Origin of the sequence: Kitasatospora sp. NPDC001261 (assembly GCF_042896795.1) — a bacterium.
Taxonomy (GTDB): Bacteria; Actinomycetota; Actinomycetes; order Streptomycetales; family Streptomycetaceae; genus Kitasatospora.
The window spans coordinates 32,763-46,638 of the sequence record NZ_JBIAXP010000042.1 but is presented as its reverse complement, the minus strand read 5'-3'; the positions used below and the strand labels follow the sequence as shown (position 1 = coordinate 46,638).

1 protein-coding gene is annotated in these 13,876 nt (G+C 76.7%); it reads right to left on the bottom strand.

The genetic code is table 11. From position 1 onward, the window contains the following. Positions 1 to 25 precede the first annotated feature (25 nt). Complete coding sequence (locus ACFY4B_RS39240) at positions 26 to 13,747, bottom strand: SDR family NAD(P)-dependent oxidoreductase (RefSeq protein WP_387976098.1); 13,722 nt, start codon at positions 13,745 to 13,747, stop codon at positions 26 to 28. Positions 13,748 to 13,876 lie beyond the last annotated feature (129 nt).

The window sequence follows — 13,876 nt, the reverse complement described above, 5'->3', positions numbered from 1 at the left end:
ATGGGGTTCTTCCTCGTATCCGTCATCAGGAAAGGCCGAGTTCGTTGTCGATCAGGTCGAAGAGCTCGTCGTCCGAGGCGGCGCCCAGGTCGACGCCCTCGGCCTCGGGCTCCTCGCCCGACTCCGCCCAGCGGGCGGTGAGGGCCTCCAGCCGGGCGGCCACCTGGGCGCGCAGCCCGTCGGGCGCCCCGGACGCGCCGGCCGTCCCCGCCGTGGCCGCCAACGCCTGCTCCAGCCGGTCGAGTTCGAGCAGGACGGGCGGCACGGCCACCGAGCCCGCCAGGCCCAGCCGGTCCCGCAGGTGCTCGGCGACGGCGGCCGGGGTCGGGTGGTCGAAGACCAGGGTCGCCGGGAGCCGGACACCGGTGGCCTCGGTGAGGCTGGTACGGATCCGCAGCGAGGTCAGCGAGTCGAAGCCGACGTCCTTGAACGCCTGAGCGGGCTTCACCGTCTCGTCGATGCTCTGGCCGAGCACCTTGGCCGCGCTGGCCCGGACCAGGTCCAGGAGCAGCCGGAGCTGTTCGGCCTCGCCCACCGCGGAGAGCCTGCGGAACAGGACCTCACGGCCGTCGCCGGCCGGTGCCCCGGCGGTGGCGGCGGTGCGGCGGGGGGTGCGGACCAGGCCGCGCAGCAGCGGGTTCAGTTCGCCGCCCGCCGCCTGCCCGCGCAGCGCCTCACGGTCCAACCGGGTCGGGACCAGCAGCGCCTCCGAAGAACGCAGCGCGGCATCGAACAGCGCCAGCGCCTCCTCCGTCGCCATGGCCGCCAGGCCGCCCCGGGCCAGCCGGGCCCGATCGGCCTCGTCCAGGTGGCCGGTCAGCCCACTGGCCTGAGCCCACAGGCCCCAGGCCAGCGACACCGCCGGCAGGCCCCGCTCACGACGCCACCCGGCCAGGCCGTCCAGGAACCCGTTCGCCGACCCGTACAGGCTCTGCCCGGCACTGCCGAACACGCCCGCGCCGGAGGAGAACAGGACGAAGGCCGCCAGACCCAGGCCCTCGGTCGCCTCGTGCAGGTGCCAGGCCGCGTCCGCCTTCGGCGCGAACACCTCCCCCAGCTCCTCCACCGACCGCGTCTCGAAGACGCCGTCGGCCAGCGCGCCGGCCGTGTGCACCACCGCCGTCAGCGGATACTCCGCCGGAACCCGACGGACCAGGCCGTCGACCACCGAACGGTCCGACACATCGGCGGCCACCACCTCCACCTCGGCACCCAGCGCCTCAAGCCCGGCCACCAACTCCGCCGCACCCGGCGCCGCCACGCCGCGGCGACTCACCAACAGCAGCCGCCGCACCCCGTGCGACTCCACCAGATGCCGGGCCACCAACCCGCCCAACGTCCCCGTACCACCGGTCACCAGCACCGTCCCCGCCGGATCCAGGACCCCCTGCCCGTCAGCCGAGTCCTGGACGGAGGCACGCGCCAGGCGCGGCACCACCGCGGTCCCGTCGCGCCAGGCGACGTGGGGTTCGCCGGACGCGAGCGCGTCGGCCACCAGTGAGGCGGGCACCGCCGAGCCGTCGGTGTCCACCAGGACGATCCGGCCCGGGTGTTCGAGCTGCGCGGTGCGGACCAGGCCCCGGACGGCGGCTGCCGCCGGGTCCCCGGCGCCGTGCGCGGTCAGGAGCGCGAGCGGGCCGGCGGAGTCACCGGCCAGGTGCTCCTGGATCCCGCCGAGCGCGGCGCCGACGAGTGCCCGGGCCGCCTGCGGCACCGGCAGCCCCTCGGGGACGCGGGTCAGGTCGAGCACATCGTCCCCGGACGGGCGGTCCGCCGCGCGCGGCAGGTCGGCGGGCGCCCAGTCGACGCGGTAGAGGTGCTCGGCGGCGGTGTCCCGGGCAGCGGACAGCCGCTCGGGCGCCACCGGCCGCAGGACCAGCGCCCCGACGGCACCGACGGGCCGGCCGGCCGGGTCGGTCAGCGCGAAGGAGACGCTGTCCGGGCTCTCCCGGCGGGAGTGCACCCGCAGCGCGGTGGCCCCGGACGCGTACAGGGCCACGTCGTTCCAGGCGAACGGCAGCAGCACCTCCCCCGGTCCGGCCACCGGCGCCGCACCCAGGTTGGCGGACTGCAGGGCCGCGTCCAGCAGGGCCGGGTGCAGTCCGAACCGCCCGGCGGAGTCCGTCAGTTCCTCCGGCAGCGCGACCTCGGCGAACACCTCCTCGCCCGACCGCCAGGCGGCCCGCAGGCCCCGGAACGCGTCGCCGTACTCGTAACCCGCCTCGGCCAGCCGCTCGTAGAAGCCGTCCAGGGCGACCGGCTCCGCGCCGGCCGGCGGCCACGCCTCGTAGCCGAACTCCGGTGCGGTCTCGGCCGCCAGGAAGCCGGTGGCGTGCCGGGTCCACACGCCGCCCTCCGCGTCCTCGGGCCGCGAGTGCACGTGGACGGCCCGGCGGTCGTCGTCGGCGGTGGCCGGGTCGACCGTGACACGGACCTGGAGGCCACCGCGCTCGGGCAGGATCCCGGGCGCCTCGACGACCAGCTCGTCGAGGCGCCCGAGACCGGTCCGCTCCCCCGCCCGCAGGGCGAGTTCGAGGAAGGCCGCGCCGGGCAGCAGGACCGTCCCGGAGACGGCGTGGCCGGCCAGCCACGGGTGCGATCGGACCGAAAGCCGTCCGGTGAACACCTCGCCCCCGTCGGGCAGTTCAACCAGGGTGCCGAGCAGCGGGTGCTCGGCGGCGGCGACCCCGAACGCGGTCACGTCACCGGTGGCGGCCACGGGCTCCAGCCAGAAGCGCTGGTGCTGGAAGGCGTAGGTGGGCAGTTCGGAGGGGCGGACGGTGCCGGCCCCGGCGTGGGCCGTGGACCAGTCCACGGACAGGCCGTGCACATGGAGTTCGGCGGCGGCGAGCAGGACGCGGTCCCAGCCGCCGTCCTCGCGGCGCAGGGTGCCGGTGACGACGGTCGGCGCCTGGACGGCCTCCTCCAGGGCCTCGACGACGGCGTGCGCGAGGACGGGGTGTGCGCTGACCTCGACGAAGGCCCGGAAGCCCTCGCCGGCCAGGGTCTCGACGGCGTCGGCGAAGCGGACGGTCTGCCGCAGGTTGCGGTACCAGTACCCGGCATCCAGCTCCGGGCCCTCCAGCCAGCGGCCCTCGACGGTGGAGAGGAAGGGGATCGCGGCGGGCTGGGGCTTCACGGAGCCCAGCAGCTCGGCGAGTTCGGTTTCGATGGACTCCACGTGCGAGGTGTGCGAGGCGTAGTCGACGGCGATCCGCCGCACGCGCACGCCCTGCTCCTCGTACGCGACGACCAGCGTGTCCAGACCCGCCGGGTCACCAGCCACCACCACCGAGGAGGGGCCGTTGACGGCCGCGACCTCGACCCCGGCGGGGAGCCGGTCGGCCACCTCGGCGAGCGGCAACCCGACCGACACCATGCCGCCGCGTCCGGCCAGACCGCGGGCGATGGCCTGCGACCGCAGCGCCACCACGGCCGCCGCGTCGTCCAGGGAGAGGATGCCGGCGACGTGCGCCGCCGCGATCTCGCCCTGGGAGTGGCCGACCACCGCGTCAGGGACGACGCCCAGCGACGCCCAGAGACGGGCCAGCGCGACGTTCACCGCGAACGACACCGGCTGCACCACGTCCACCCGCTCCAACGAGGCGGCACCCGGCACCTGGTTCACCACATCCAGCAACGACCAGTCGACATAGGGCTTCAAGGCCCTGTCGACCTCACTGAGCGCCTCCGCGAAGACCACGGACTCGGCCAGCAGCCGACGCCCCATCCCGGCCCACTGGGAACCCTGCCCCGGGAAGACGAACACCGACCGACCACTCACCTCCGCCCGACCGGACACCAGCCCGGCCGCGGCCTCCCCCTCGGCCAGGGCCTTCAGGGCGGCGACGAGCGCGGCCCGGTCGGCGCCGACGGCCACGGCACGCTCGGTGAACCGGGTGCGCGCGGTGACGAGTGCCCGGGCGGTGGCGGCGAGGTCCGGCGCCGGCTGCCCCTCCGCGAAGGCCGCCAGCCGCGCGGCCTGCTGACGCAGCGCCGCCTCCGACGCGGCCGAGACCACCCAGGGGACCACGTTCTCCCCGGCGTCAGCGGGCGTTGCTGCTCCGTCGATGGGCTCGGCGGCGCCGACCAGCTCCGCCTGCTCCAGGATCACGTGCGCGTTCGTCCCGCTCACACCGAACGCCGAGACGCCGGCCCGGCGCGGGCGGTCGGCCTCCGGCCAGGCCCGCTGCTCGGTGAGCAGGGCGATGCCGCCCGAGGACCAGTCGATGTGCGAGGAGGGCGCGTCGATGTGGAGGGTCCGCGGTAGTACGCCGTGGCGCAGCGCCTCGACCATCTTGATCACGCCCGCCGCACCGGCGGCGGCCTGGGTGTGGCCGATGTTGGACTTCACCGACCCGAGCCAGAGCGGCTGTTCGGCCGGGCGGTCCTTGCCGTAGGTAGCGAGCAGGGCGTGGGCCTCGATCGGGTCGCCGAGCGGGGTGCCGGTGCCGTGCGCCTCGACGGCGTCGACATCGGCGGCCGTCAGCCTGGCGTTGGCGAGGGCTGCCCGGATGACCCGCTCCTGCGAGGGGCCGTTCGGGGCGGTCAGGCCGTTGGACGCACCGTCCTGGTTGACGGCCGAACCCCGGACCACGGCCAGCACCTCGTGCCCCAACCGCCGGGCGTCGGAGAGCCGTTCGAGCAGCAGCAGGCCCACGCCCTCGGACATCCCGAACCCGTCGGCGGCGTCGGCGAAGGCCTTGCTCCGGCCGTCGGCGGCGAGGCCGCGCTGCCGGGAGAAGCCGACCAGGCCTTCGAGCGTGGACATCACCGAGGCGCCGCCGGCCAGGGCCAGCGTGCACTCCCCGGCGCGGAGCGCCTGGGCGGCGAGGTGCAGGGCGACCAGGGAGGAGGAGCAGGCGGTGTCGACGGTGATCGCGGGTCCCTCCAGGCCGAGGGCGTAGGAGAGGCGGCCGGAGAGCACGCTGCCCGCGTTGCCGGTGACCAGGTAGCCCTCGTCGGCGGCGCCGCCGGTGCCCTGGGTGCCGTAGTCCTGGCCGTGGGTGCCGATGAAGACGCCGGTCGGGGTGGCGCGCAGGGCGGTGGGGTCGAGTCCGGCGCGCTCCAGGGTCTCCCAGGCGACTTCGAGCAGCAGGCGCTGCTGCGGGTCCATGGCCAGGGCCTCGCGCGGGTTGATGCCGAAGAAGGCGGCGTCGAAGTCGGCGATGCCGGGCAGGAATCCGCCGCCGCGCACGTAGGTGCGGCCGGGGGCGTCGGGGTCGGGGTCGTAGCTGCCGTCGAGGTCCCAGCCCCGGTCGGCGGGCAGGCCGGTGACGGCGTCGCCGCCGGCGGCGACGAAGCGCCAGAGGTCCTCGCCGGAGTCGAGGCCGCCGGGGAAGCGGCAGCCGACGGCGACGATCGCGATCGGGTCGTCCTCGGTCCCGGCGGCCTGTGCCGCGGGGGTGGCGGGGGCGGCGGGGGCCGGTTCCTCGCCGACGAGTTCGGTCGCGAGGTGGGCGGCGAGGGCCTTGGGCGTCGGGTAGTTGAACACCAGGGTGGCGGGCAGGCGCAGGCCGGTGGCGGTGCCGAGGGCGTTGCGGAGCTCGACGGCGGTGAGCGAGTCGATGCCGAGTTCCTTGAACGCCTTGTCGACGTCCAGTGCCGTGGCCGAGCCGTGGCCGAGGACGGCGGCGGCGGTGTCGCGGACGAGGGCGGTCAGCAGTCCGTCGCGGTCGGCGGCGGAGAGTCCGGCGAGCCGCCGGGCGAGGGTGCCGGCGCCGTCCGCGGCGGTGCGGGCGGCGGCCCGGCGCAGGGCGCGGGGTGTGCGGGCGGCGGGTGCCAGGTCGCGCAGCAGCGGCGGGAGGTCCTCGGTGCGGACGCCGGTGACGTCGAGCCTGATCGGCACCACGGCCGCGGGCTCGCCGGTGAGCGCGGCGTCCAGGAGGGCGAGGCCCTGGTCGGCGGAGAGGGGGCGGGTGCCGACCCGGGCCATCCGGGCGAGGTCGGTGTCGCTGAGCCGGCCGCCCATGCCGGCGGCCTCGGCCCACAGGCCCCAGGCGAGCGACACGGCGGGCAGTCCGAGCGAGCGCCGGTGGGCGGCCAGGCCGTCGAGGAAGGCGTTGCCGGCCGCGTAGTTGCCCTGGCCGGAGCCGCCGAGGACGCCGGAGGCGGAGGAGTAGAGCGCGAAGGCGGCCAGGTCGAGGCCGGCGGTGAGCTCGTGCAGGTGCCAGGCGGCGTCGACCTTCGGGCGCAGCACGCTGTGCCACTTGGCGGCGTCGAGCGCTTCGATGACGCCGTCGTCGACGATCCCGGCGACGTGGACGACGCCGGTCAGCCGGTCGGCGAGGGTGTCGACGACGGCGGCCAGCGCGGTGCGGTCGGCGGTGTCGACGGCCTCGGCGCGGACCAGGGTGCCGTGCGCGGCGAGTTCTTCGAGCAGGTCGGCGGGCACGGCGGAGCGGGAGAGGAGCACGAGTTCCGCGACGCGGTGGACCGCCGCGAGGTGACGGGCCACCAGGCGGCCCAGGCCGCCGTTGGCGCCGGTGACCAGGACGGTGCCGCCGGCCAGCGGGGACGGCGCGTCCTGCGCGGGGGCGGGCCGGGCGGCCGGGCGGCGCAGGCGGGCGACCAGCCGTCGCCCGTCGCGCAGCGCCAGCTGCGGTTCGTCGTCCGGTGCGGCGGCCACCGCCCGGGCGGCGTCGGCCGGGTCGTCGGCCTCGACGAGAACGAAGCGGCCGGGGTTCTCCGACTGGGCGGTGCGCACCAGGCCCCGGACGGGTTCCTGGACGAGTTCGCCGCGCCGGGTGACGACGACGAGCCGGGAGTCGGCCGTCCGGTCGTCGGCCAGCCAGGCCTGGAGCGCCCGCAGGACGTCGTGGCCGACGGCGTGGGCGCGCTCGGGCACGGTGTCGGAGGGCGCGCCCACGCCGGCGGGGAGGACCACGAGGGGCGGCAGGGCGCCGTCCTCGGGCAGGTCGCTGTGGAGGGTCCAGTCCGCGGGCGTGTCGGCGGGCGCGTCGGCGGTCTCGGGTGCGGGGACCCAGTCGACCTCGAACAGGGCCGCGTCGTCCGCCGGACCGGCGGTGAGGCCGCTCGGGTCCACCGGCCGCACGGTGAGGGCCTCGACGTCCACGACGGGGGCGCCGGTGTCGTCGGCGGCCCGGATGGTGAGGGTATCGGGGCCGGCGGGGGTGACGACCACGCGCAGTGCCTCGGCACCGGTGGCGTGCAGGCGCACGCCGGCCCAGGAGAAGGCGAGCCTGGGCACGTCGGCGCCGGGGAGGAGGCCGGCCTCGCCGAGCGGGTGGAGGGCGGCGTCCAGCAGGGCGGGGTGCAGGCCGTAGGCGGCGGTGTCGGTGGTGGTGTCGGGGAGGCGGAGCTGGGCGTAGAGGCGGCCGTCGGCGAGCCAGGCGGCCTCGACGGCGTGGAACGCGGGGCCGTAGGCGACGGTGAGCCGGTCGTAGAGGCCGTCGGTGTCGAGCGGGCGGGCTCCGGCGGGCGGCCAGACCGTCAGGTCGTCGGCGGTGGCGGGCTCCGGGCCCTCGGGGGCGAGCGTTCCGGTGGCGTTGGCGTGCCACGGCAGGCCGGGGCCGGTGCGGGTGAGCAGCCGGACGGCGCGGCGGCCGTCCTCGGCCTCGCCGACGTGGACCTGGAGGTCGAGGCCGCCGCCGTCCGGGACGACGAGCGGGGCGGAGACGGTCAGTTCCTCGACCGTGGGCGCGCCGAGCCGGTGGCCGACGTGGGCGAGGGCGTCGAGCAGCGCGGTGCCGGGCAGCAGCGTCGCGCCGCCGACCCGGTGGTCGGCCAGCCAGGGCAGGGTGCGTTCGGTGATCCGGCCGGTGAAGACGGCGCCTTCCTCGGTGCCGAGCAGCAGTTCGGTCTCCAGCAGCGGGTGGCCGGCCTTGTCCAGGCCGACGGCGGCGAGGTCGCCGGCGGAGCGGCCCGGCCGGAGCCAGTAGCGCTGGTGCTGGAAGGGGTAGGTGGGCAGTTCGGAGGGACGGACGGTGTCGGCCCCGGCGTGGGCCGTGGACCAGTCCACGGGCAGGCCGCGGACGTGGAGTTCGGCGGCGGCGAGCAGGACACGGTCCCAGCCGCCGTCCTCACGGCGCAGCGTGCCGGTGACGACGGTCGGCGCCTGGACGGCCTCCTCCAGGGCCTCGACGACGGCGTGGGCGAGCACGGGGTGCGCGCTGACCTCGACGAACGCCCGGAAACCGTCACCGGCCAGGGTCTCGACGGCGTCGGCGAAGCGGACGGTCTGCCGCAGGTTGCGGTACCAGTACCCCGCGTCCAGCTCGGGGCCCTCCAGCCAGCGGCCCTCGACCGTCGACAGGAACGGGACGACGGCCGGCTGAGGCTTCACCGAACCCAGCAGCTCGGCGAGTTCGGCCTCGATGGACTCCACGTGCGAGGTGTGCGAGGCGTAGTCCACCGGAATCCGGCGCACCCGCACGCCCTGCTCCTCGTACAAGACGACGAGCGTGTCCAGACCCGCCGGGTCACCGGCCACCACAACCGAGGACGGGCCGTTCACGGCCGCGACCTCGACGCCGTCCGGCAGCGTGCCGGTCACCTCGGCGAGCGGCAGCCCGATCGACACCATGCCGCCGCGTCCGGCCAGACCGCGGGCGATGGCCTGCGACCGCAGCGCCACCACAGCGGCCGCGTCCTCCAGCGAGAGGATGCCCGCGACATGCGCCGCCGCGATCTCCCCCTGCGAGTGGCCCACCACCGCGTCCGGCACCACACCCAGCGACGCCCAGAGGCGCGCCAAACCGACGTTCACCGCGAACGACACCGGCTGCACCACGTCCACCCGCTCCAGCGAGGCGGCACCCGGCACCTGGTTCACCACATCGAGCAACGACCAGTCGACATGGGGCTCCAGCGCCTCCGCGGCCTCCTCCAGAGCCCGCGCGAACACCGCGGACTCGGCGAGCAGCCGACGCCCCATCCCGGCCCACTGGGAACCCTGACCCGGGAAGACGAACACCGACCGACCACTCACCTCCGCCCGACCGGACACCAGCCCGGCCGTGGCCTCCCCCTCGGCCAGGGCCCGCAGCCCGCTCAGCGCCCGCGCCCGGTCGGCGGCGACCACGACGGCCCGCCGTTCCAGCGCGGCCCGGGAGCCGGCGAGCGCGCGGGCCACGGCCGGCGCCTCGGCGAGGGGCCTGGCCTCGGTGAACCCGGCGATCCGTTCGGCCTGTTCGCGCAGGGCCTCGGGGGAACGGGCTGAGAGCAGCCAGGGCACCGGGGTGCCGGAGCCGGCGTCGGGTTCGCCGTCGAGTCCGGCGGGCACCGCCCGGTGCGCCGGCTCCTGGGCGGGGGCCTGCTCCAGGACGACGTGGGCGTTGGTGCCGCTGACGCCGAAGGAGGAGACGGCGGCCCGGCGCGGCCGGTCGACCTCGGGCCAGGCCCGTTCCTCGGTGAGCAGGGCGACCGCGCCGGACTCCCAGTCCACCTTGGTGCTGGGCTCGTCGATGTGCAGGCTCTTCGGCAGCACGCCGTGGCGCAGCGCCTCGACCATCTTGATCACACCGGCGACACCGGCGGCGGCCTGGGCGTGGCCGATGTTGGACTTCAACGACCCGAGCCAGAGCGGCTGTTCGGCCGGACGGCCCTGGCCGTACGTGGCCAGCACCGCCTGCGCCTCGATCGGGTCGCCCAGCGAGGTCCCCGTCCCGTGGCCCTCGACGGCGTCGACGTCCGCGGGTGTCAGCCCGGCGTTGGCGAGGGCGGCGAGGATCACCCGCTCCTGCGAGGGACCGTTCGGGGCGGTCAGGCCGTTGGACGCGCCGTCCTGGTTGACGGCCGAACCCCGGACGACCGCCAGCACCTCGTGCCCCAGCCGCCGGGCGTCCGACAGCCGCTCCAGCAGCACCAGGCCCACGCCCTCGGCCCAGGCGGTGCCGTCGGCGCCGTCCGCGTAGGCCCGGGCCCGGCCGTCGGCGGAGAGCGCGCGCTGGCGGGAGAACTCGACGAAGGAGGTGGGCCGGGCCATGATCGCGGCGCCGCCGGCCAGGGCGAGCGTGCACTCGCCGTCGCGCAGCGCCTGCGCGGCCAGGTGGAGGGCCACCAGGGAGGAGGAGCAGGCGGTGTCCACCGTCACCGACGGGCCTTCGAGGCCGAGGGTGTAGGAGATGCGGCCGGAGGCGACCGAGCCGGCGTTGCCGGTGCCCAGGTAGCCCTCCAGGCCGTCCGGGACCTCGGCGAGGTCGGTGGCGTAGTCGTGGTACATCAGGCCCGCGTAGACGCCGACCGGCTGCCCCTTGAGCGAGGTCGGGTCGATGCCCGCGCGCTCCAGCAGTTCCCAGGAGGTCTCCAGCAGCAGCCGCTGCTGCGGGTCCGTCGCGAGCGCCTCGCGCGGGGAGATCCCGAAGAAGGCGGCGTCGAACTCGCCCGCGTCGTGCAGGAATCCGCCGTGGCGGGCGTAGGAGGTGCCGGGGACGGCCGGGTCCGGGTCGTAGAGGGCGTCGAGGTCCCAGCCGCGGTCGGCGGGGAAGGGGGTGATCGCGTCGGTGCCCTCGGCGACCAGCCGCCACAGGTCGGCCGGGGAGGCGACGCCGCCGGGCAGCCGGCAGGCGGCGCCGACGATGACGACGGGGTCCTCGGCGGGCGGCACGGTGCGCGGTACGGGCGCGGGCCGGGCGGCGGTGGCCGGACGGCCGGTCAGCGCGTTCACCAGGAAGGCCGCGACGGCGGTCGGGTTGGGGTGGTCGAAGGCGAGGGTGGCGGGCAGCCGCAGGCCGGTGGCGGCGGTGAGGCGGCCGCGCAGTTCGACGGCGGTGGCGGAGGTGAAGCCGAGGTCCTTGAACGGGCCGTCGGGGCGGATCGGGTCGGGGCCGTCGCCGGCCAGCCCGGCGGTCTCCGCGAGGACGAGGTCGAGCAGCTCGCGCTGCCGGTCGGCGGCCGGGCGGCCGGCCAGTCGGCGGCGCAGCGCGGCGGCGGTCGCGGTGTCTGGGGCGCTCGGGCCGGCCGGGGTGTCGATGAGGTCGCGCAGCAGGGCCGGGACGTCCTGCGGGGCGAGGGCGTCCAGCCCTTCGGGGTCGAGCCGGAGCAGCAGCAGGGAGGTGTGGTCGGCCAGGTGGGCGGCGTCGAAGGCGGCGGCGCTCTCCTGGGCGGTGAGCCGGCCAAGGCCGGGCGGCACGGGGCGTCCGTCCCCGTCGGCGGGGCCGGTGATGAGGGCGAGGCCGGGCAGGCCGTGGCGGCTGCGGTGGTGGGCGAGGGCGTCGAGGAACGCCGCGGCGGCGGCCTCCCCGGGGGCGCCGGGGGTGCCGAGCGGTCCGACGGTGGGGGTGTGCACGACGAAGGCGGACAGCTCGGTGCCGGCGGTCAGTTCGTGCAGGTTGACGGCGGCGGCGAGGGCGGCGCCGAGGCCGGGGAAGGCCGCGCCGGGGGTGTGGACGACGGCGTTGAAGCGCGTGCCCGGGCCGGCCAGCCAGTCGGCGAGGGCGTCGCGGTCGGCGAGGTCGAGGGCGCTGAGGGTGGTCTCGGCGCCGGCGGCGGTGAGCCGCCCGGCGAGTTCGGCGGCGGCCCGGTCGGCGGGGCCGTGGGGGCTGGTGAGCAGGATCCGGCGCACGCCGCGTCCGGCCACCAGGTGGTGGGCGACGGCGGCGGCGGCCGGCCCGTCGGCGCCGGTGACCAGGACGGTGCGGCACGGGTCGAAGCGGGCGCCGGGCTCGCCGTGGGCGAGCGCGGCGGACACCCGGGCGGCGCGCGGGCGCAGCGCCACGCCGGAGCGGACGACGAGTTCGGGTTCGCCGGAGGCGACGGCGGTGGCCAGGGCGTCGGCGGCGTTCTCCTCCGCGTCGAGGTCGACCAGCAGGAACCGGCCGGGGTTCGCCACCCGGGCGGCGCGGACCACGCCGCGCAGCGCGGCCTGGACGAGGTCGGTGGCGCCGCCCGGTCCGGCGGCGCCCCGGGTGACGACGACCAGCGCGGTGTCGGCGAGCCGTTCCTCGGCAAGCCAGGCGGTGAGCTGCCCGTCGAGGGCGCGCACGGCCTCCTCGACGTCGGCGGCGAGCGGCCCGGGGGTGCGCAGGCCGGCGCCGACGCCGAGCACGGCGGCATCGGGCAGCGGGCCGGCCGCGGCCAGCGCGGCCGGGTCGGGGTGGGCGGCGGCGCCGAGGGCGTCGGCGAGGCCGAAGGCGTCCGCGCCGAGCACCGCCCAGGTGCCGGCGGCGGAGCGGGCGCCGGGGACGGAGGAGAGCGGCAGCCAGTCGACGCGGAACAGGTGCTCGTAGTGGCTGCCGCCGGCGGCCCGCAGCCGGGCGGGCGCGTCGAGCAGCACGTGCCGGGTGATCTTGCCGGAGGCGGTGCGCGGGATGCGTTCCGTCTCGTACAGCTCCTCGGGGACCTTGAAGTAGGAGAGCCGTTCCCGGCAGGCGGCCAGCAGGGCCTCCGGGTCGAGGCCGCCGGGGCCGGGCACCAGGAAGGCCACCGGCACCTCGCCGAGCACCTCGTGGGGCTTGCCGACGACGGCGACGTCCGCGACGCCGGGCACGCCGCGCAGCACCTCCTCGACCTCGGCCGGGTGGATGTTCTCGCCGCCGCGGATGATGAGTTCCTTGATCCGGCCGGTGATGGTGAAGTAGCCGGAGCCGTCCCGCCGGGCGAGGTCGCCGGTGTGGTACCAACCGCCGCGCAGCGCCTGCTCGGTGGCCTCGGGCTGGTTGTGGTAGCCGAGCATCACGCTCGGGCCGCGCACCCAGACCTCGCCCTCCTCGCCGTCGGCGGCGTCCAGGCCGGTCTCCACGTCGACCAGGCGCACGCCCAGGCCGGGGACGGGCAGGCCGCAGGAGCCCTCGACGCGGGCGCCGGTGGGCCAGTTGACGGTGATCGAGCCGCAGGTCTCGGTGGAGCCGTAGGCGTCGATGAGCGGCGCGCCGAACGCCTCCTCGAAGGAGCGCCGCAGCGCGGCGGTGGTCATGGCGCCGCCGACCAGGCACATCCGCAGGGCCGGCGCGGTGAAGCCGTCCTCCCGGGCGGCGCGCACCAGCTGCTGGTACATGGTGGGCACGCCGGCCAGGAAGGTCGCGGACTCCTCGCGGACGGCCTCCAGGACGTCCCGCGCGGCGAAGCCGTCGAGGATGCGGGCGGTGGCGCCGACCGCGGTGACGCTCAGCACGCAGGCGATGTGGGAGAGGCTGTGGAACAGCGGCAGCGGCCAGACCACCCGGTCCTCGGCACTCAGGCCGGGCACCGGCACGTAGCAGGCGGCGACCGACCAGAGGCAGTTGCGCTGGGTGGACAGCACGCCCTTGGGCCGGCCGGTGGTGCCGGAGGTGTAGAGCATCCAGGCGGGGTCGTCGAGGCCGAGGTCGTCGCGCGCCGGGGTGGCGGGGTCGGTGCCGGCCAGGGTCTCGAAGGAGAGGGTGCCGGCCGGGACGGGGCCCTCGCCGGTGACGATCACCCGCAGGTCGGCCCGGCCGCGGGCGAGGGCGTCCAGGCCGGCGGCGCGGGCGGCGTCGGTGATGACGACGCGGGCGCCGCTGTCGTCCAGCAGGTGGGTGAGCTCGGCCTCGGTGGCGTGCGGGTTGAGCGGGACGCCGATGGCGCCGGCGCGCAGGATGCCGAAGTAGGCCTCCACCACCTCGACGCTGTTGCCGAGCAGGATCGCGGCCCGGTCGCCGGGCTGGAGGCGCAGGTCGGCGAGGTGGCCGGCGATCCGGCCGGTGCGGGCGTGGAGCTCGCCGTAGGTCACGCCGCGGACGGCGTCGCGGAACGCGGTCTTGTCCGAGCTGTCGCGGGCGTGCTCGGCCAGTAGTTCGGGCAGCGGCCGGATCAGCTCGGTGCGCAACATGCCGTCACTTCCTTGGGTCGGTTCAGGGTCGGTTCAGGGTTGGTTCGGGGTCTGTTCCGGTCGGCCCGGTTCGGGCCTCGGGCGGGGCATTCGATTTCCGCCCGGCACCGGGGGTGGGCGGCGGCGGAA

What these genes read in the sequence shown, in the direction of transcription:
- ACFY4B_RS39240 (WP_387976098.1), bottom strand. Translation starts at nt 13,747, where the DNA reads ATGTTGCGCACCGAGCTGATCCGGCCGCTGCCCGAACTACTGGCCGAG.